Raw genomic sequence first — 18,433 nt, 5'->3', positions numbered from 1 at the left:
TTGGGCCTGGTGCCACCGTATCCCAGGCAGCTTTACGAGCGCTTGCTCAGGACATTGCGGGTGTGAGGAATTGCGGCCCCGCTGCGGGGCCGCTGCAACTGATCAGACGAGGGCGAAGGGAACGCCAACCAGCCCCATCCATCCCATGCGTCCCCAGAAGGCGAGGCGCTCGGACTGGTGGTTCCACAGCCCGAGTGCGCCGAAGGCCCCCATCGCACCCGCCCCTGGAATCCAGATACCGCTCAGCCCGGCCAGGCCGAGCACGCCCAGCACGCGGATCGCCGCGCCAGGACGCGAGCGCGCGACGGGCGACTTGATACCGGCCAGCCCGGCAAGACCGATCAGGCCGACGAGGCCGATCCAGGGAATGATGGTATCCACGTTGCGTTCTCCTTGATAAGGCATCGGCTTCGCCGAGCATAGGTGCGGCGGTTACCGGCTTGCGGATGTTTCCGTTACGTGGCAGGGCGCGCATCGTTCATTCGGACCAGATCGTAACTGGCAAGCCCGAGGGGTTGGCGGGGGCCTAGTCGATTTGAACGATTACCGCGCCGACGAGGCTATGGCATCGTTATCCCATCGCCGGCAACGGCAAGTATCGGGAACAGGGGCAGACATGGGACTGAAAGGGCACGCCGCAATCGTCGGCGCGGCGCAGTACAGGCCGGAAAAATACGCGACCGCGCCGCGGATGTTCCATCTTGAGCAGGTCGCCGACCTCGCCGCGCGCGCGCTGGAGGACGCCGGGCTGCGCGCGGAGGATCTGGACGGGCTGGTCATCAACGGCCCGCAGTTTCATGAAGCCTCGGTATTCGTGCCGGCGATGGCTGCGGAATACCTCGGCATGCGTCTGAATTTCGCCGAGGTTGTCGATCTTGGCGGCACGACTTCAGTCGGCATGATCTGGCGTGCGGCGGCGGCGATCGAACTGGGGTTATGCCAGGCGGTGCTGTGCGTGCTGCCGGCGCGGATGGCGCCGTTCGGCCCCGACGAGGACCCGGCCTGGATGGCGCGGGCGATGCGCTTTGGCGGCCACAGCACCGCATTCGGCGCACCCGAGGCGGAATTCGACCTGCCGTACGGCCACATGGGGCAGAACACCGGCTACGCGATGATCGCGCAACGTTATGCGGCCCGATACGGCTACGATCCGAAGGCGATGGCGAAGATCGCTGTTGACCAGCGCACCAACGCACTGACCAACCCGGACGCGATGTTTTTCGGCAAGCCGCTTACTGCTGACGAAGTGCTCGCCAGCAAAATGGTCGCCGACCCGCTGCACGTGCTCGAAATCGTCATGCCGGTCGCCGGTGGCGCGGCGGTGATCGTCGCCTCGAAGGAACTCGCGGCGCGGGCGCGCAACCGGCCAGCCTTTGTGACCGGCTTCGGCGAGCACCTCGCGTTCAAGTCGCCGTCCTACGCGGCCGAGATGACCGAGACGCCGATCGGCCCGGCCTCGCGCCGCGCGTTCGCGATGGCCGGCCTCAAGCCGACCGACATGGACGCCGCGCAGATTTACGACTGCTACACGATTACCGTGCTGCTGACGCTCGAAGACGCCGGCTTCTGCGCCAAGGGCGAGGGCATGAGCTTCGTGCGCGAACACGACCTGACTTGGCGTGGCAATTTCCCGATGAACACTCACGGCGGTCAGCTCAGCTTCGGGCAGTCGGGCTCGGCCGGAGGCATGTCGCAGGTGATCGAGGCCTTTACCCAGCTCGCCGGCCGTGGCGGCGACCGCCAGTTGAAACGCTGCGACCGCGTCTACGTCTCCGGTACCGGCGGCGTGATGAGCGAGCAGGGCGCACTGATTCTGCAGGGAGCATGACGAGCATGTCGACCAACAAACCGATGCCGGTGCCGACCGAAATCTCGGCGCCGTTCTGGAACGGGCTGAAGGACGGGAAGATCGTGATCCCGCACTGCACCGCCTGCGGCCACTGGATCTTCTACCCGCGCCGCCACTGCGACCGCTGCTTCTCGCACGCGCTCGAATGGCGCGAAGTATCCGGCGCGGGGCAGGTGTATACCTACACCGTGACGCGTACGCCGACGCTGCCCGATTTCGCCGACGAGATGCCACAGAAGCTCGCGGTCGTCGAGTTGGACGAAGGCGTGCGAATCAATACCACCCTGGTCGGCCTCGCCGAGGACGAGATCCGCGTCGGCATGCGCGTGAAGCCGGTGTTTGACGCAACCGGACCGGACGGAGCGACGCTGCTGCGCTTCACTGGCGTCGACAAGGATGTGGTGCTGGCGCGCCCGGACGTGGCCGACGCGCTACCGCCTGCCGAAGCGGCGCTGCCGCGCCGCCAGATCCGGGTCGATGACGATGCGGCGCTGCAGGCGCTGGTCAGCGACACGTTCAGCGGCTGGAGCAACGAGATCGTCATCGATCAGGCGCTGATCGACGACTTCGCAAAGCTCTCAGGCGATGATTACTGGATTCACACCAACCCCGAACGCGCACGCAAGGAGGGTCCGTTCGGCGGCACGATCGCGCACGGCGCGCTGGTGCAGGTGCTCGTGTCGCGCCTGAAAATGCCGCTCGACTTCGAAGTCACCGGCTTTACGAACATGCTCAATTACGGCTCCGACCGCCTGCGCTTCCCAAGCCCGGTGCCGGCCGGATCGCGCATCCACGCCCGGGCGCGCGTGAAATCTGTCGAACGCATCAAACGCGGCGTGCAGCTGACGATGGAACTCAACGTCCATGTCGTCGGCGCCGAGCGTCCATCGGTCATCAACGATCTGGTGATCCTTTATATGTAGTCATCTCCTGTGGTGTCATCCTCCTTGGCCGCTCCGCCCCTCCAGGCGAGCGGTCTTTTTTTCGTCAGTATGCGGCCCGCGGCCGGTTTTCACATGGCCGGATCTGCATGTGCTGTTTAGTCTCAACGGACGATGAGGCGGGGATGCGGTCCCGCGAAAATGGCTCACGTACCGGCAAGTGCCGGGTACTCAAGGGAGTCAGAAACATGATCGACATCCGCGGCCTGAGCTACTTCGTCGCTCAAACCGACAATCTCGCCGAATGGCAGGCCTACGCGCAGGACGTCCTGGGCATGATGGTGACGCCGGCTCCTGGCAGCGGGCTGTACGTGAAGATGGACGAACGGCCTTTCCGCATGCTGGTCATCGAAGGCCGGGAGCGTCGTTACGTGGCGTCTGGCTGGGAGCTTGCCGACGAGCGCGCCTTCGATGCCGCGATCACCGTGCTGGAACAGAAGCGCGCGAAGTGGGAGCCGGCTTCGGGCGGGCTGTGCGAACAGCGCGGCATGCAGGCGATCGCGATCGTCACCGACCCCTCCGGCAACCGCCACGAACTCGGCTGGGGCCACCGCTCGGACTGTCTGCCCTTCGTGTCGCCGCAGGGTGTGCCGCGCTTTGTCACCGGTGACATGGGCCTCGGTCACACCGTGCTCCCGGCGCCGAATTTCGACGAAACGATTGCTTTCCATCGCGACGTGCTCGGCTTCGGCGTGTCGGACATCTTCAATTTCCGCCCCGATCCGGCTGGCCCGGCGGTGCGGATCCACTTCCTGCATTGCGGCAACGCGCGCCACCACAGCCTTGCGCTGGCCGAATTCCCGGTGTCGAGCGGCTGCGTGCATGCGATGGTCGAGGTCGATTCGATGACCGAAGTCGGCCGCGCGCACGACCGACGCCTCGCGCATGGGGTGCCGCTGTCGGCAACGCTCGGCCAGCATCTGAACGACAAGATGATCTCCTTCTACATGAAGACGCCGTCGGGTTTCGATCTGGAATACGGCTACGGCGGGCTGCAGGTCGACTGGTCGCGCCACGCCGCCTTCGAATTCACCCGCGTGAGCCTGTGGGGCCACGATTTTTCGGTCGGACAGCAATAAGGAACAAGACATGGACAAGCGAATGAGCACCGCGGAAGTCGTCGCCGGATTGCGCGATGGCATGACGATCGGGTTCGGCGGATGGGGGCCGCGGCGCAAGCCGATGGCGATCGTGCGCGAGATCCTGCGTTCGCCGCTGAAGGATCTGACGGTGGCCGCCTACGGAGGGCCCGAGGTCGGCATGCTGTGCGCGGCCGGCAAAGTAAAGAAGCTGGTGTTCGGCTTCGCGACGCTCGACGCAATGCCGCTCGAACCGTGGTACCGCAAGGTGCGCGAGGCCGGCGGGCTGACGGACCTGATGGAGCTCGATGAGGGCATGTTTCAGTGGGGACTGCGCGCCGCCGGCATGCGCCTGCCGTTCCTGCCCACGCGTTGCGGGCTTGCGACCGATGTCGTGAAGCTGAATCCCGAGCTGCGCACCATCGGCTCGCCCTACGACGACGGCGAGGTGCTGATCGCGATGCCGGCGCTGAAGCTCGACGTTGCGCTGCTGCACGTGAATGTCGCCGACCGGCTCGGCAATACGCTGGTGACCGGCCCGGATGCGTATTTCGACCATCACTTCGCGCGCGCTGCCGAACAGTGCTTCGTGTCGGCCGAACGCGTCGAGGAACGTCTCGAGCTGGATGCCGCCACGGCGCGCTACAACACTTTCGAACGCTACCTCGTGACGGGCGTCGTGCACGCACCTTTCGGCGCGCATCCGACTTCGTGCCCGTCCGATTACGGCTGGGACATGAGCCATTTCAAGCGCTACGCCGCGAGCGCCACAGATGAGGGCGGCTGGCAGGCCTACGTCGACGAATTCGTCGCGCCGGGCGAGGCTGCCTACCAGGAAAAGAACGGCGGCGCCGAGCGTCTCGCCAAACTGCCGCTGCCGGTGTTCTGAGGAGATCCCGCGATGACCGACAAAGTTGAATTCACCCTCGCCGAACTGATGATCGTCGCCGCCTCCGAAGCGTGGCGCGGCGACGGCGAACTGCTCGCGTCCGGCCTCGGCGTGATTCCGCGTCTCGGCGCGAGCTTGGCGAAGCTGACGCACAGCGAGGGGCTGCTGATGACCGACAGCGAGGCCTTTCTCGTCGAGGAGCCGATCCCGCTCGGCCCGCGTGGCGACTACCAGCCGCGCTATTCGGGCTACATGCCCTTCGAGCGGGTGTTCGACTGCGTGTGGGGCGGCCGCCGCCACGCGATGATCGGCCCGACCCAGATCGACCGCTGGGGCCAGACCAACCTGTCCTGCGTCGGCGACTACGCGAAGCCGAAGTCGGCGATGCTCGGCGTGCGCGGCTTGCCGGGCAACAGCATCAACCACATCAACTCCTTGTTCGTGCCCGCGCACAGCCGTCGTGTGTTCGTCGAAGGCGAAGTCGATATGGTGTCCGGCGTCGGCTTCAAGCCCGAGCGCTGGGACGATGGCGTGCGCCGCGACCTGATGGACATCCGCATCGTCGTCACCGACCTGTGCGTGATGGATTTCGACGGTCCCGGCCGCTCGGTGCGCGTGCGTTCGCTGCACCCTGGCGTGAGTTTCGCGGAAGTGCAGGAGAAGACCGGCTTCCCGCTCGTCGCTGCGCCGGACATGGGCGAAACGACGTCCCCGAGCGCCGACCAACTCGCGCTGATCCGCCGCCTCGATCCGCACGACCTGCGCGCCACCGCGATCAAGGGCAACCCTCCGGGCATCCGCACGGCGGCCTGAGTACGACGCAACAAGGAAAAACCCATGACAGCCCCGAGCAGCGATCCCGCCTTCGTCGCCCGCGCCGACACCTCGGACTACGAGACCGCCGAGCCGGTGACGTACGCCGTGCAGGACGGCATCGCCACCGTGACGATGAGCCGGCCGGCATTCAACAACGCGCAGAATTCGCAGATGACCTACGCGCTCGACGCGGCCTTCCGGCGCGCGGTCGACGACGATGCGGTCAAGGTCATCGTGCTGCGCGGTGAAGGCAAGCACTTCTCCGCCGGGCACGACATCGGCACGCCGGGGCGCGATATCAACAAGCCTTTCGACCGCGCGCAGCTGTGGTGGGACCACACCAACAAGCCCGGCGGCGAATACCTGTATGCGCGCGAGCAGGAGGTGTACCTCGGTATGTGCCGGCGCTGGCGCGAGCTGCCGAAGCCGACGATCGCGATGGTGCAAGGCGCCTGCGTCGCCGGGGGGCTGATGCTCGCGTGGGTGTGCGACCTGATCGTCGCAGCTGACGATGCGTTCTTTCAGGACCCGGTGGTGCGCATGGGGATTCCCGGCGTCGAATACTTCGCCCACCCGTATGAGCTGAATCCGCGCATCGCGAAGGAATTCCTCTTCGTCGGCGACCGCATGGGGGCCGAGCGGGCGTACCAGATGGGCATGGTCAACCGCGTCGTGCCGCGCGACGAACTCGAAGCGGCGACCTACGCGCTGGCCGCGCGCATCGCCGTGCAGCCGCGTATGGGCCTCGCACTGACGAAGCAGGCGATCAACCACGTCGAGGATCTGCAGGGCAAGCGCACAGCGATGGACGCGGTGTTCGCGTGGCATCACTTCGCCCATGCGCACAACGAACTGCTGTCCGGTGACAAGCTCAGCGGCTACGACGCCCGCGCGATGGCGCAGGCCAACAAGCTGGCTGCGGACGAGGACGAAGCACGGGTACGGGAGGGCGCATGAGCCGCGAGACGAACTGCGATTACTCCGCGCTGCTGCGCACCCCGCTGACCGAGGCGCTCGGCTGCCGTTACCCGATCGTGCAGACTGCGATGGGGTGGGTCGCCGACGCGAACATGGTGATCGCGACGACGCGGGCGGGCGGCTTTGGTTTTCTCGCCGGCGCGACGATCGAGCCGCAATTGCTCGAAGCCGAAATCCGGCGCGTCATCGACGCCACCGGCGGCGGCAACTTCGGCCTGAACTTCCACATGTTCCAGGAGAACGCGGCGCAGTGCGTGGATCTGGCGATCCAGTACCGCCTGCGCGCAGTGAGCTACGGCCGCGGCCCGGACAAGAAAACCATCGCGCGCTTCAAGCAGGCGGGGGTGCTATGCATCCCGACGGTCGGCGCGCTGAAGCATGCGGTGAAGGCGGTCGAACTGGGCGCCGACATGATCACGATCCAGGGCGGCGAGGGCGGCGGCCACACCGGGGGCGTGCCGACGACGATCCTGCTGCCGCAGGTGCTCGACGCGGTGAAAGTGCCGGTGATCGCTGCCGGCGGCTACTCGACCGGCCGCGGGTTGGCCGCTGCGCTTGCCGCGGGCGCGGCCGGCATCGCGATGGGCACACGTTTCCTGATGACCACCGACGCGCCGACGCCGCAGCTGACGCTGCAGCGCTACCTCGACGTCAGCGACCCGCAGCAGATCCGCGTGACGACCGCGGTCGACGGCATGCGCCACCGCATGATCGACAATCCCTTCATCCGCCGCCTCGAAGCGGCCGGCCCGGTCGGCCGGCTGGCGATCGCGCTGAAGAGCGCGTGGCAGTGGAAGACCCAGACCGGCATGAGCGTCGGCCACATGCTCGGCGTGCTGCGCCAGGCGCTGCGCGAGGATGCCGGCGCGGTGTCGCAGACGGTGATGTCGGCGAACCAGCCGGTGCTGCTGCAGCGCTCGATGGTCGAGGGCCTCCCCGACGAGGGCATCCTGCCGAGCGGCCAGGTTGCTGCGGCGATCGGCGAATTGCAGAGCTGCGAGCAGGTCATCCACGGCATCGCAGCCGAAGCCGAGGACTGCCTCGCGCGGCTCTACGCGCGCCTCGAAACGCCAGCGCCCGCGGTGAGCGAGGCGGCATGAGGCTGACTACCCCACAGACATCCGACCGAACACTGGAGACAGCAATAGTGACGAACGCATTTCAGGTCCGGCTCGACGCCGGCATCGCCGAGCTGGTGATCGACAAACCACCGGTCAACGCGCTCGACAGCGCCGAATGGTTCGCGCTCGCGCGGCGCATCGACGAACTCGGCGCCGACCCCGAGGTGCGCGTCATCGTGATCCGCGCCGAAGGCCGGGGCTTCTGTGCCGGCGTGGACATCAAGGAACTCGACGCCCACCCGGAGCGCATCGTCGCGGTGAATGGCGGGAACTACGCGACTTTCAAGGCGGTGCACCGCAACCCGGTGCCGGTGATCGTCGCGGTACATGGCTTTGTGCTCGGCGGTGGCATCGGCATCACCGGCGCTGCCGACATCGTCGTCGCGTCCGATTGCGCGAGCTTCGCGCTGCCCGAAGTGGACCGCGGCGCGATGGGCGGCGGCGCGCATTTGCAGCGCCTGTTCCCGCTGCAGAAGGTGCGCTACCTGTTCTTCACGGGCGAGAAGATCGGTGCCCGCGACGCCGAACGCTACGGCTTCATCGAGCGCGTCGTGCCGCGCAGCGAACTGCGCGAGACCGCGCTCGCGATCGCCGCGAAGATCGCCGCGAAGAGTCCGCAGATGATCCGCATCGCCAAGGAAGCGCTCAACGGCATCGAGGACGGCAATCTCGAAGACAAGTACCGCTGGGAACAAGGCTTCACGCTGCAGGCCTACACCAGCCCGGATTCGGCGGAAACCCGCCGCGCCTTCGTCGAAAAACGCGAAGCGAAATTCTGAGAGGTCATCATGGATCTTGCCTACACGCCCAAACAGCGGGTCTTCCGCGAGGAAGTGCGCGCGTGGCTCGCCGACAACGTTTCGCGTCAGCCGCTCGCGAGTTACGACACGAAGGAGGGCTTCGAGCAGCACCGCGAATGGGAGCGGCGTCTGTTCGACCACCGCCTGTCGATGGTGATGTGGCCCGAGGCGCTTGGCGGACGCGGCTGCGACCTGATCGAATGGCTGATCTTCGAGGAGGAGTACTACGCTTCCGGTGCGCCGCTGCGGGTGAACCAGAACGGCCAGCTGCTGCTCGGGCCGACGCTGATGGAGTTCGGCACCGAGGCGCAGAAGCAGCGTTTTCTGCCGCGCATGGCAGCGAGCGAGGACATGTGGGCGCAGGGGTGGTCCGAGCCGAATGCCGGTTCCGACATGGCGGCGATCACCAGCAAGGCGATAAGGGACGGTGACCATTATGTGCTCAACGGTCAGAAAACCTGGTCGACGCGTGCGATCTATGCCGACTGGCTGTTCGGCCTGTTCCGCAGCGATCCAGCGTCGAGCCGCCATCACGGCCTGAGCTTCGTGCTGGTGCCGCTCGATACGCCGGGCGTGACGATCCGGCCGATCCGCGCGCTGAATGGCAAGGAAGCCTTCGCCGAAATCTTCTTTGACGACGTGCGCGTGCCGGTCGACAACCGCATCGGCGACGAGGGCCAGGGCTGGCATGTCGCGATGGCGACCGCCGGCTTCGAGCGCGGCCTGCTGCTGCGCTCGCCGGGGCGCTTCCAGCACACCGCGCGCCGGCTGGTCGCGCTGTATCAGGCCCACCGCGAAACCGCGGACCGCGATCCGACGATCCGCGACACGGTGTGCGAATCGTGGATGGGCGCGGAAGCCTATGCGCTGGCGGCCTACCACACCGTCGGCCGCCTCGCGAAAGGTGCCCGCATCGGTGACGAGGCGAGCACCAACAAGATCGTCTGGTCCGAACTCGACCTGAAGATGCACGAGACCGCGATGCGCATCCTTGGTGCGCGCGGGGAACTGCTCGCCGAAGCGCCCGACGCCGGCGACGCGGCGAGCTGGCTGGAAGGCTTCCTGTTTGCCCAGGCCGGTCCGATCTACGCCGGCACCAACGAAATCCAGCGCAACATCATCGCCGAGCGGATGCTCGGTCTGCCCAAATCCTGAGGCCGGCCATGGACTTCACTTTTAACGATGACCAGCTCGCGTTCCGCGAAGCGGTAAGCCGTTTCCTGATGACCGAGGCGGCGCCCGAAATGCTGCGCGAAGTCTGGGAAACCGACATCGGGCGTTCGCCCGACCTGCGCCACAAGATCGCCGAACAGGGCCTCACGGCGCTGTCGGTGCCGGAGGATTGCGGTGGCCTCGGCATGGACGACGTGGCCTGGTCGCTGATGACGCAGGAACTCGGCTACTACGCGATTCCCGACTCGCTCGCCGATACCGCCTACGTCGCGGCCGGTCTGATCACCGCGCTGCCCGACAGCATCGCCACACGCAGTGAATGGCTTGGTCGCATCGCTGATGGCAGCATCCGCATCGCGGTTGGCCATCCAGTCAATCCGCTCGTTGCCGATGCGCAGCCGTCCGACCTGCTGTTGCTGTCCCATGACGACGAAGTGCACGCGGTGCCGCGTTCGCTCGTCGACGTCATCGCGAATCCCAGCATCGATTTGTCGCGCCGGCTCGGGCATGTCGTATGGGAGCCGAGTTCCGCGACCCGCGTCGCCACCGGCGACACCGGACGTGCGCTGTGGGCGGCGGTGCTGGAGCGTGGCGTGCTGTCGGTGGCCGGGCAACTGCTCGGCCTCGCGCAGCGCATGCTCGACCTCTCGGTCGATTACGCCGCGCAACGCAAACAGTTCGGCAAGGCGATCGGCAGTTTCCAGGCGGTCAAGCATCACCTCGCGGACGTCGCGACGCGCATCGAGTTCGCCAAGCCAGTGCTGTATCGCGCCGCGCACGCGGTGGCCCATGGCGAAGACGACGCCCCGGTACGCGTGTCGCATGCCAAGCTCGCCTGCGGCGAAGCCGCGTGGCTCGCCGCGCGCCACGGTATCCAGGTGCACGGCGCGATGGGCTACACCTGGGAAGTCGATCTACAGATGTTCATGAAACGCGCCTGGGCGCTGGATGCGTCGTGGGGCGACCGTGGTTTCCACAAATCCCGTGTCGCCGGTTTCGTGCTCGGCGATGCCGCCGCGCTCGGCCCCGGCCGTACTTTCGAGGAATGAAGCATGGCTGAAGCTTATATCGTCGACGCTTTGCGCAGCCCGACCGGCAAGCGCAAGGGCGGACTGTCCCACGTTCATGCGATCGATCTCGGTGCCCATGTGTTGAAGGCGCTGGTCGAGCGCAACGCGATTCCTGCGGAAGATTACGACGACGTGATTTTCGGCTGCGTCGACACCATCGGTTCGCAGGCCGGAGACATCGCCCGCACCAGCTGGCTCGCCGCCGGCCTGCCGCTGAACGTGCCCGGTACCACTGTCGACCGCCAGTGCGGTTCGTCACAGCAGGCGGTGCACTTTGCCGCGCAGGCGGTGATGAGCGGCACGCAGGACGTGATCGCGGTCGGCGGTGTGCAGACGATGACGCAGATCCCGATCTCGTCGGCGATGCTCGCCGGCCAGCCGCTCGGCTTCCCCGACCCGTTCTCCGGCAGCCGCGGCTGGAAGGCGCGCTTCGGCGACCAGCCGGTGAACCAGTTCTACGCCGCGCAGCGCATCGCCGACCACTGGCAGATCAGCCGCGCAGAGATGGAAATTTTCGCGCTGGAAAGCCACCGCCGCGCCCGCGCTGCGATTACCGAAGGCCGTTTCACGCGCGAGACCGTGGCGCTCGAAGGCGTCGAGCACGATGAAACGCCGCGTGAGACGACGCTTGCAAAGATGGCCGAACTCGAACCGGTCGGCCCGGAATATCCCGGCATCACCGCCGCGGTGTCGAGCCAGACCTGCGACGCCTCGGCCGCGCTGCTCGTCGTCTCGGAAGCAGCGCTGAAGCGCTATAACCTGACGCCGCGCGCGCGCATCCACCACCTCAGCGTGCTCGGCGACGATCCGATCTGGCACCTTACCGCGCCGATTCCCGCGACCCGCGCCGCGCTGAAGAAAACCGGCATGTCGATCGGCGACATCGACCGCGTCGAGATCAACGAAGCCTTCGCTTCGGTCGTGATGGCCTGGTTGAAGGAAACCGGCTACGACCCGGCGCGCACCAACGCCAACGGCGGCGCGATCGCGCTCGGCCATCCGCTCGGCGCCACCGGCGCGCGGCTGATGACGACGCTGCTGCACGAACTCGAACGCACCGGCGGGCGCTTCGGCCTGCAGACCATGTGCGAAGGCGGCGGCCAGGCCAACGTCACGATCATCGAGCGGCTCTGATCCGCTCTTCTGAACTGGAGATTTGCATGGGTATCTGCGACGGACGCACCGTCATCATCACCGGCGCCGGCGGCGGCCTCGGCCGCGCCTATGCGCTTGCCTTCGCCGCCGAGGGCGCTAACGTGGTCGTCAACGACATCCGCCGCGAGGCCGCCGGTGCGGTTGCCGGCGAGATTCGCGCGGCCGGCGGCAAGGCGATCGCCAGCGCCGACGACATCACGCGGCTTGAAACCGCACAACACATCGTCGATGCGGCGATCGAAGTTTTCGGCGAGGTTCACGTCGTCGTGAATAACGCCGGCATCCTGCGCGACCGCATGTTCATCAGCCTCAGCGAGGAAGACTGGGACGAGGTGATGCGCGTGCATCTGAAAGGCCATTTCTGCTTGGCGAACATCCTTGGGCGCCGCTGGCGTGACCAGGCGAAAGCCGGCAAGCCGGTCGATGCGCGCATCATCAACACCAGTTCGGGGGCCGGTCTGCAGGGCTCGATCGGGCAGTCGAACTACTCCACGGCGAAGGGCGGGATCGCGTCGCTGACGCTGGTGCAGGCCGCCGAACTCGCACGCTACGGCGTCACGGCGAACGCGCTCGCCCCGTCGGCGCGCACCTCGATGACCGAAAGCGCGATGGCGGACGTCGTGAAGAAGCCGGAAGACGGCAGTTTCGACCTGTGGGCAGCGGAGAACGTCGCACCGCTCGTCGTGTGGCTCGGCAGCCCGCTGTCGCGCCACGTCACCGGCCAGGTGTTCGAAAGCCAAGGCGGCCGCATCTCGCTGTGCGACGGCTGGCGCACCGGGGTGACGCGCGACAAGGGCGCGCGCTGGCAGCCGGCCGAAGTCGGTACCGCGGTCGATGCGATCCTTGCCGAAGCGGTGCCAGCGCAGAAAGTCTGGGGAAGCTGATGTGGACGATTCCGGCATGAATTCCGAACGACGCAGTTTCATGAAGGCCGGTGTTGCGCTGGGCGTCACCTCGCTGATCGGCGTTTCGAAGGGCGCGGTCGCCGCGTCAGGCTCGCTGCCGCTGCCGGAATACGAGCGTTTCGATGCAGTCGATCTCGCCGACCTGATCCGCCGTGGCGAACTGACCGCGCTCGAAGTGCTCGAAGCCGCGATTACCCGGGCCGAGGCGCGCAAGGCGATCAACGCCGTCGCCATCCCGCATTTCGACCTCGCGCGCGAAGCCGCCCGTGCGCTGAGCGGCGAGGGCAAGGCAGACCGTCTGCGCCGCGCCGACCTCGCGCCGCTTACCGGCGTGCCGTTCGCGCTGAAGGATCTGAACATCGCGTTGAAAGGCACGGTCACGACCAATGGCTGTGCGTTCTTCGGTGACGCGGTCGCCGACCATGATTCGACGCTCGTCGAACGTTATCGTGCAGCCGGTCTCAACATCTTCGCCAAACTCACGTCGCCCGAGTTCGGCCAGACCCCGACGACCGAATCGCGCCTGTGGGGCAAGACGCTCAACCCGTGGAACGCGGAATACAGCGCCGGCGGTTCGTCCGGCGGTTCCGCCGCCGCAGTCGCGGCCGGCATCCTCCCGGCTGCCCATGCGAGCGATGGTGGTGGCTCGATCCGCATCCCCGCCTCGCATTGCGGGCTGTTCGGCCTGAAGCCCAGCCGTGGCCTCGTGCCGATGGGACCGCGTGCGCTGGAAGGCTGGATGGGTTTGTCGGTCAGCAACGTCATCACTCGTTCGGTGCGCGACAGCGCCTTGCTGCTGCAGCTCACGCAAGGACCGGAAGCCGGCACCCGTATCACGCCGCGCCCCGGCGCGCTGATCGACGCGATCCGCAAGCCGCCGCGGGTGCTGCGCATCGCGCTGGTCGAGGCCAACCCCTTCGGCATGGGCGTGCATGCGGACTGCCTGGATGCGGTACGCAAGACAGCGAAGCTGTGCACCGATGTCGGCCACCGCGTCGAACCGGTCACGCTGCAGCTGCCGATCCAGGAAATGTTCGCCGGCATGGGCGTGGTGACCGCCACCGGCCTGCTGACTTCCTTGCATGCGCGCGAGAAAGCGCTCGGGCGGCCGGCGCGCGAAGACGAGTTCGAGCCGATCAACTGGCGCAGCCTGCAACTCGCGAAGGGCTACAGCGCCGAGCAGGTGTTTGCCGCGCGTGCGGTGTTCGACCAGGCCGGCCGCATCCTTGATGAGTTCTTCCGCAGCTACGACCTGATCCTGTCCCCGGTCACCGCGGCGCCGCCGCCGAAGCTTGGCGAGGTATCCCTTGACCAGCCCTACGACGATTTCGTCAAGGCCGCGATGCTCGCGTCGCCCTTCACGGCGATGTTCAACATGAGCGGCCACCCGGCGATGTCCGTGCCGCTGCACTGGAACGCCGCCGGCCTGCCGATCGGCACACAGTTCGCCGCACCCTTCGGCGGCGAGGCAACGCTGCTCTCGCTCGCAGCGCAGCTCGAACAGGCCGCGCCATGGAAGGATCGCCGTCCGGTCCTGTGACCCGGCTCACGTAATTCCCGGAGAAACAATGAACAAGATCCCCCAATACGTCCCCGGCCACCAGTTGCTCGCCGGCAGGTCCGTCCTGATCACCGCCGCGGCCGGCGCCGGCATCGGCTACGCTGCGGCGAAGCGCTGCGCGGAGGAGGGGTGCCGCGCGCTGATGATTTCCGACATCCACCCGCGGCGTCTCGAAGAGGCGGTGGCGCGCCTGAAGAGCGAAACCGGCCTCGACGCGATATGGGGCCAGCTGTGCAATGTCGCTGTCGAGGAAGAGGTGCAGGCCCTTGTTGCCGCAGCCGAAAGCCGGCTTGGCGGCGTCGACGTGCTGATCAACAACGCCGGCCTCGGTGGCGAGAAACGCGTTACCGAGATGAGCGACGAGGAATGGCAGCGCGTGCTCGACATCACGCTGACCGGCACTTTCCGCATGACACGTGCGATGTTGCCGCACATGGAAAAACGCGGCCGCGGCGCGATCGTCAACAATGCTTCAGTGCTCGGCTGGCGCGCGCAGAAACTGCAGGCGCACTACGCCGCGGCGAAAGCCGGCGTGATGGCGCTGACGCGCTGTTCCGCACTGGAGGCTGCCGAGCATGGCGTACGCATCAATGCGGTGTCGCCGTCGATCGCATTGCACGATTTCCTGAAGAAGGCCGCGAGCGAGGAACTGCTCGCGCAACTCACCAGCCGCGAGGCTTTCGGCCGTGCCGCCGAAGTCTGGGAAGTGGCCAACGTGATGGTCTTTCTCGCCAGCGATTACGCCTCGTACATGACCGGCGAAGTGCTGTCGGTCAGCTCGCAGCAGGCGTGAGGCCGACGCGATGACGACGATATTCGCAAGCGCCGACGAACTTCTCGCCGCGACCGGGCGCGACCTTGGTGTCACCGACTGGATCGAGATCGGCCAGGACCGTGTCAATCTCTTCGCCGACGCGACCGGCGACCATCAGTGGATTCATGTAGACCCCGAGCGAGCGCGCGAAGGGCCGTTCGGCGGCTGCATCGCTCACGGCTACCTGACGCTCGCGCTGGTCAATCTCTTTCTGCCGCAACTGATCCGCGTCGACAACCTGAGCATGGGCGTCAATGTCGGCTGCGATCGCGTGCGCTTCCCGGCACCGGTGAAAGTCGGCGCGCGCATCCGCGGCCGCGGCGAGATCACGCGCGTTGAGCGCATCGGCGAGAACACGCCCAATCCGAGCGTTCAATCCACCGTGCGCGTCAGTATCGATATCGAGGGCAGCGAACGCCCCGGCTGCGTGGTCGACACGATCAGCCGTTACACCTTCAATCCAGTTTCGGAGTGAGAAACCACATGAACGAAGCCGTCATCGTCGCCACCGCGCGCACAGCGCTCGCCAAATCTTTCCGCGGATCTTTCAATGACACCGAGGCGCCGGTGCTCGGGGGCCACGTCGTGCGCGCCGTCGTCGAGCGCGCCGGCATCGAGCCGGGTTCAGTCGAGGACGTCATCATGGGCGCCGCGGTGCAGCAAGGCACCCAGGCCTACAACATCGGCCGCCTGTGTGCCTACACCGGCGGTCTGCCGCAGACTGTGCCCGGCATGGCGCTCGACCGCATGTGCGCGTCCGGCCTGATGACGATCGGCGTCGCCGCGAAGAACATCCTCGCCGGCGAAATGCAGATCGCCGTCGCCGGCGGCGTCGAGTCGCTGTCGCTGACGCAGACCAAACACAAGAACACCTGGCGCGCACAGTCCGTCGCGGTCATGGACGTGATGCCTTCGGCGTACATCCCGATGCTCGAGACCGCCGAGATCGTGTCGCGCCGCTATGGCATCTCGCGCGCCGCGCAGGACGCCTATGCCTTTCAGAGCCAGCAGCGCACCGCCGCCGCGCAGGCCGCGGGCCTTTTCGTCGACGAGATCGTGCCGCTCGCCGCGCGCAAGGCGCTGTTTGACAAGGAAGGCAACCCCGCAGGCCACGAGGACGTGGTCGCCGACCGCGACGAATGCAACCGCGCCTCGACGAAGCTCGAGGATTTGGCCGCGCTGAAACCGGTCTGGAAGGACGGCAAGTGGGTGCAGCAGGGCGAATTCATCACCGCCGGCAACGCCTCGCAGTTTTCCGACGGCGCCGCCGCCGCGCTCGTGATGAGCCGTGCCGAAGCGGGCCGCCGCGGTATCGCTCCGCTCGGCATCTACCGCGGCATCGCCGTCGCCGGCTGCGCGCCCGAGGAAATGGGCATCGGCCCGGTGTTCGCCGTGCCCAAGCTGCTCAACCGCTTCGGCCTCAAAGCGAGCGACATCGGCCTGTGGGAAATCAACGAAGCCTTCGCCTGCCAGGTCATCCACTGCCGCGACGTCCTCGGCATCCCCGACGAGCGTCTCAACGTCAACGGCGGCGCCATCGCCATCGGCCACCCCTTCGGCATGTCCGGCACCCGCATGGTCGGCCACGCCCTGCTTGAAGGGCGCCGCCGTGGGGTGAAATATGTTGTCGTGTCGATGTGCATCGGCGGCGGCATGGGGGCAGCGGGCTTGTTCGAGGTGTGCTGAGGGTTTCCGGCCCTCTTCAACCGATATGGCCCGGCCTACCCTCTATGGACGATGTCGGGTCGTACCGGCGTGTCCGAAGATGGGTTTCACGCACATGCCAGAAAGGGACGGTAAATGAATACGAAGGCGAAGCGGTTGTTCGATATCGAGGGGCGGGTGGCGCTGGTGACCGGATCCGGCCGGGGGATGGGGTTGGGGATTGTGCGGGCGTTGGCGACGCAGGGGGCGAAGGTCGTGGTCAATGACTATTTCCCCGAGCGTGTGGAGCAGGCGGTGGCGGCCTTGCGGGCCGAAGGTTTCGAGGTGTGTGCCGCGCCCGGTGACATCACGAAGGCGGAGGTGCGCGAGCAGATCGTCGCGACCGCGCGGCGCGAGTTTGGCGAGATCGACATTCTGGTGAATAACGCCGGTGTGCCGCCGGCGATGCCAGATTCGCTGCGCAAGTTCAAGGATTTGAAGGACGAGGATTTCGAGATCCAGCTCGATCTCAACCTGCGTGCAATCCTCGGGCTCACGCGGCTGGTGGTCGACGGCATGTGCGAGCGCAGCTTCGGCCGCATCATCGTCATTACGTCAGAGTCGTGGCGGCAGGGCATGGGCATGGGGCTGTCGAACTACGCCGCGGCGAAGTCGGCGGCGCTGGGCTTCATGCGTCATCTCGCGCATGAGGTCGGCCGCCGCGGGGTGACCGTCAATGCGGTGTCGCTGGGCTGCATGAACAACTTCGGCTATGACGAGATCGCGAAGGCGACGACTGCGGTCGGGCGTGCGGGGACGCCGGAGGACGTGGGGGCGGTGGTGAGTTATCTGGTGGCGAACGAGGCGTCGTGGATGACCGGCCAGACGCTGGCGCTCAACGGCGGTTCGTCGACGATCTGAACCCGCCGCGTGCCGGCCTGCTGACAGGATTGCGAACATGAATTTCGATTTTTCCGACGACCAGAAAATGCTGCGCGACGAGGTGCGCAAGTTCCTCGTCAAGGAGTCGCCGCTCGCCGAGGCGCGGCAGGTGATGGAGCAGGGGCTGACACACAGTGTGAAGGTGTGGCGCGGGCTGGCCGATATGGGCGTGACGGCGCTGATGCTGCCCGAGCGCTGTGGCGGCCACAGCATGGGTGCGCTGGAGCTGTGCGTCGTCGCCGAGGAGATCGGTCGCCAGCTCGCACCGGCGCCCGCTGTATCTGGCGGTGCAGGCGCTGCTGCTCGGCGCGAGTGAGGCGCAGCAGTTGCGCTGGCTGCCTCGCGTGGCCGATGGCGCGGTGGCGACGCTCGCGGCGCCGCTCGACGCGAATCCGCCGGTAGTCTTGCCGCGCTTCGACGGCAAGACCCTGAACGGCAGCGTGCCGCTGGTTGCCGACGGCGAGGCGGCCGTGTTTGCCGTGGTGCTGGCCGAGGCGGCGAACGGCCAGACGGTGCTGGTCGTGGCCGACCTCGCCGCGGGCGTGCGTCGGCGGCGACTGGCGACGATCGATCCGTCGCGCGGCTTTGCCGAACTGGTGTTCGAGGCGACACCGGCCGAAGTGCTCGACGGATGTGCCGATGCGGCCGGGTTGCTGCAGTGGGTGCGCGACCGGGCGGCGATCCTCGTCGCCTTCG

The 18,433-nt window shown here is 66.8% G+C and carries 19 protein-coding genes; 18 read left to right on the top strand and 1 reads right to left on the bottom strand.

Annotated elements, in window-relative coordinates; all coding sequences use genetic code 11:
* Nucleotides 1–102: 102 nt before the first annotated feature.
* Nucleotides 103–381, bottom strand: a complete 279-nt coding sequence (locus GO606_RS14395; protein ID WP_169119395.1) for a hypothetical protein — start codon at nt 379–381, stop codon at nt 103–105.
* A 235-nt stretch (nt 382–616) separates the two neighbouring features.
* Between GO606_RS14395 and GO606_RS14390 the strand changes: the two genes are divergently transcribed.
* The 18 genes from GO606_RS14390 to GO606_RS14305 all read left to right on the top strand — a co-directional run bounded on the left by GO606_RS14390 (nt 617) and on the right by GO606_RS14305 (nt 18,053).
* Entirely contained in the window at nt 617–1,828 is a 1,212-nt protein-coding gene (locus tag GO606_RS14390) for a thiolase family protein (protein WP_169119394.1), read from the top strand.
* Between the two features lie 5 nt (nt 1,829–1,833).
* Complete coding sequence (locus GO606_RS14385) at nt 1,834–2,772, top strand: bifunctional OB-fold nucleic acid binding domain-containing protein/MaoC family dehydratase (protein WP_169119393.1); 939 nt, start codon at nt 1,834–1,836, stop codon at nt 2,770–2,772.
* A 206-nt stretch (nt 2,773–2,978) separates the two neighbouring features.
* Nucleotides 2,979–3,869 (top strand): VOC family protein, encoded by an 891-nt coding sequence (locus GO606_RS14380; protein WP_169119392.1) that lies wholly within the window; start codon nt 2,979–2,981, stop codon nt 3,867–3,869.
* A 10-nt stretch (nt 3,870–3,879) separates the two neighbouring features.
* On the top strand, nt 3,880–4,758 hold the full coding sequence (locus GO606_RS14375; protein ID WP_169119391.1) for a CoA transferase subunit A: 879 nt from the start codon (nt 3,880–3,882) through the stop codon (nt 4,756–4,758).
* A 12-nt stretch (nt 4,759–4,770) separates the two neighbouring features.
* Complete coding sequence (locus GO606_RS14370) at nt 4,771–5,571, top strand: CoA-transferase subunit beta (protein WP_169119390.1); 801 nt, start codon at nt 4,771–4,773, stop codon at nt 5,569–5,571.
* Nucleotides 5,572–5,595: 24 nt separating this feature from the next.
* The gene (locus tag GO606_RS14365; RefSeq protein ID WP_169119389.1) at nt 5,596–6,531 is read left to right on the top strand and encodes an enoyl-CoA hydratase; all 936 of its coding nucleotides are present in this window, start codon (nt 5,596–5,598) and stop codon (nt 6,529–6,531) included.
* Nucleotides 6,528–7,652, top strand: a complete 1,125-nt coding sequence (locus GO606_RS14360) for an NAD(P)H-dependent flavin oxidoreductase (protein WP_169119388.1) — start codon at nt 6,528–6,530, stop codon at nt 7,650–7,652. Before GO606_RS14365 ends, GO606_RS14360 begins: the two co-directional genes overlap by 4 nt.
* Nucleotides 7,653–7,699: 47 nt before the next feature.
* Complete coding sequence (locus GO606_RS14355; protein ID WP_169119387.1) at nt 7,700–8,452, top strand: enoyl-CoA hydratase family protein; 753 nt, start codon at nt 7,700–7,702, stop codon at nt 8,450–8,452.
* Nucleotides 8,453–8,461: 9 nt separating this feature from the next.
* Nucleotides 8,462–9,628, top strand: a complete 1,167-nt coding sequence (locus GO606_RS14350; RefSeq protein ID WP_169119386.1) for an acyl-CoA dehydrogenase family protein — start codon at nt 8,462–8,464, stop codon at nt 9,626–9,628.
* 8 nt (nt 9,629–9,636) lie between these two features.
* Complete coding sequence (locus GO606_RS14345; protein ID WP_169119385.1) at nt 9,637–10,695, top strand: acyl-CoA dehydrogenase family protein; 1,059 nt, start codon at nt 9,637–9,639, stop codon at nt 10,693–10,695.
* A gap of 3 nt (nt 10,696–10,698) precedes the next feature.
* Nucleotides 10,699–11,850 (top strand): acetyl-CoA C-acetyltransferase, encoded by a 1,152-nt coding sequence (locus GO606_RS14340; RefSeq protein ID WP_169119384.1) that lies wholly within the window; start codon nt 10,699–10,701, stop codon nt 11,848–11,850.
* Between the two features lie 26 nt (nt 11,851–11,876).
* Nucleotides 11,877–12,755 carry an SDR family oxidoreductase gene (locus GO606_RS14335; RefSeq protein ID WP_169119383.1) on the top strand — a complete coding sequence of 293 codons (879 nt, stop codon included), beginning with the start codon at nt 11,877–11,879 and terminating at the stop codon, nt 12,753–12,755.
* A 16-nt stretch (nt 12,756–12,771) separates the two neighbouring features.
* The gene (locus GO606_RS14330) at nt 12,772–14,316 is read left to right on the top strand and encodes an amidase (RefSeq protein WP_169119382.1); all 1,545 of its coding nucleotides are present in this window, start codon (nt 12,772–12,774) and stop codon (nt 14,314–14,316) included.
* 28 nt (nt 14,317–14,344) lie between these two features.
* Nucleotides 14,345–15,130: an SDR family oxidoreductase gene (locus tag GO606_RS14325; RefSeq protein ID WP_169119381.1), complete on the top strand. Its 786-nt coding sequence runs from the start codon at nt 14,345–14,347 to the stop codon at nt 15,128–15,130.
* Nucleotides 15,131–15,140: 10 nt separating this feature from the next.
* Nucleotides 15,141–15,626, top strand: coding sequence for a MaoC family dehydratase (locus GO606_RS14320; protein WP_169119380.1), 486 nt, complete (start codon nt 15,141–15,143; stop codon nt 15,624–15,626).
* 8 nt (nt 15,627–15,634) lie between these two features.
* A complete protein-coding gene (locus GO606_RS14315; protein ID WP_169119379.1) occupies nt 15,635–16,837 on the top strand; it encodes an acetyl-CoA C-acyltransferase in 1,203 nt (400 codons plus the stop codon).
* Between the two features lie 114 nt (nt 16,838–16,951).
* Nucleotides 16,952–17,716 (top strand): SDR family NAD(P)-dependent oxidoreductase, encoded by a 765-nt coding sequence (locus GO606_RS14310; protein ID WP_246979600.1) that lies wholly within the window; start codon nt 16,952–16,954, stop codon nt 17,714–17,716.
* A gap of 37 nt (nt 17,717–17,753) precedes the next feature.
* Entirely contained in the window at nt 17,754–18,053 is a 300-nt protein-coding gene (locus tag GO606_RS14305) for an acyl-CoA dehydrogenase family protein (protein ID WP_246979599.1), read from the top strand.
* The last annotated feature ends 380 nt before the right edge of the window (nt 18,054–18,433 follow it).

The organism is Aromatoleum anaerobium (assembly GCF_012910705.2).
In the GTDB taxonomy this organism is placed as follows: domain Bacteria; phylum Pseudomonadota; class Gammaproteobacteria; order Burkholderiales; family Rhodocyclaceae; genus Aromatoleum; species Aromatoleum anaerobium.
The sequence above is the reverse complement of the archived record's forward strand: the minus strand, read 5'-3'. Positions and strand labels throughout refer to the sequence as shown.

Excerpts from the sequence above, each read along its gene's own strand:
- GO606_RS14390 (WP_169119394.1), top strand. The coding sequence starts at position 617 with ATGGGACTGAAAGGGCACGCCGCAATCGTCGGCGCGGCGCAGTACAGG.
- GO606_RS14385 (WP_169119393.1), top strand. The coding sequence starts at position 1,834 with ATGTCGACCAACAAACCGATGCCGGTGCCGACCGAAATCTCGGCGCCG.
- GO606_RS14380 (WP_169119392.1), top strand. The coding sequence starts at position 2,979 with ATGATCGACATCCGCGGCCTGAGCTACTTCGTCGCTCAAACCGACAAT.
- GO606_RS14375 (WP_169119391.1), top strand. The coding sequence starts at position 3,880 with ATGGACAAGCGAATGAGCACCGCGGAAGTCGTCGCCGGATTGCGCGAT.
- GO606_RS14370 (WP_169119390.1), top strand. The coding sequence starts at position 4,771 with ATGACCGACAAAGTTGAATTCACCCTCGCCGAACTGATGATCGTCGCC.
- GO606_RS14365 (WP_169119389.1), top strand. The coding sequence starts at position 5,596 with ATGACAGCCCCGAGCAGCGATCCCGCCTTCGTCGCCCGCGCCGACACC.
- GO606_RS14360 (WP_169119388.1), top strand. The coding sequence starts at position 6,528 with ATGAGCCGCGAGACGAACTGCGATTACTCCGCGCTGCTGCGCACCCCG.
- GO606_RS14350 (WP_169119386.1), top strand. The coding sequence starts at position 8,462 with ATGGATCTTGCCTACACGCCCAAACAGCGGGTCTTCCGCGAGGAAGTG.
- GO606_RS14345 (WP_169119385.1), top strand. The coding sequence starts at position 9,637 with ATGGACTTCACTTTTAACGATGACCAGCTCGCGTTCCGCGAAGCGGTA.
- GO606_RS14340 (WP_169119384.1), top strand. The coding sequence starts at position 10,699 with ATGGCTGAAGCTTATATCGTCGACGCTTTGCGCAGCCCGACCGGCAAG.
- GO606_RS14335 (WP_169119383.1), top strand. The coding sequence starts at position 11,877 with ATGGGTATCTGCGACGGACGCACCGTCATCATCACCGGCGCCGGCGGC.
- GO606_RS14330 (WP_169119382.1), top strand. The coding sequence starts at position 12,772 with ATGAATTCCGAACGACGCAGTTTCATGAAGGCCGGTGTTGCGCTGGGC.
- GO606_RS14325 (WP_169119381.1), top strand. The coding sequence starts at position 14,345 with ATGAACAAGATCCCCCAATACGTCCCCGGCCACCAGTTGCTCGCCGGC.
- GO606_RS14320 (WP_169119380.1), top strand. The coding sequence starts at position 15,141 with ATGACGACGATATTCGCAAGCGCCGACGAACTTCTCGCCGCGACCGGG.
- GO606_RS14315 (WP_169119379.1), top strand. The coding sequence starts at position 15,635 with ATGAACGAAGCCGTCATCGTCGCCACCGCGCGCACAGCGCTCGCCAAA.
- GO606_RS14310 (WP_246979600.1), top strand. The coding sequence starts at position 16,952 with ATGAATACGAAGGCGAAGCGGTTGTTCGATATCGAGGGGCGGGTGGCG.
- GO606_RS14305 (WP_246979599.1), top strand. The coding sequence starts at position 17,754 with ATGAATTTCGATTTTTCCGACGACCAGAAAATGCTGCGCGACGAGGTG.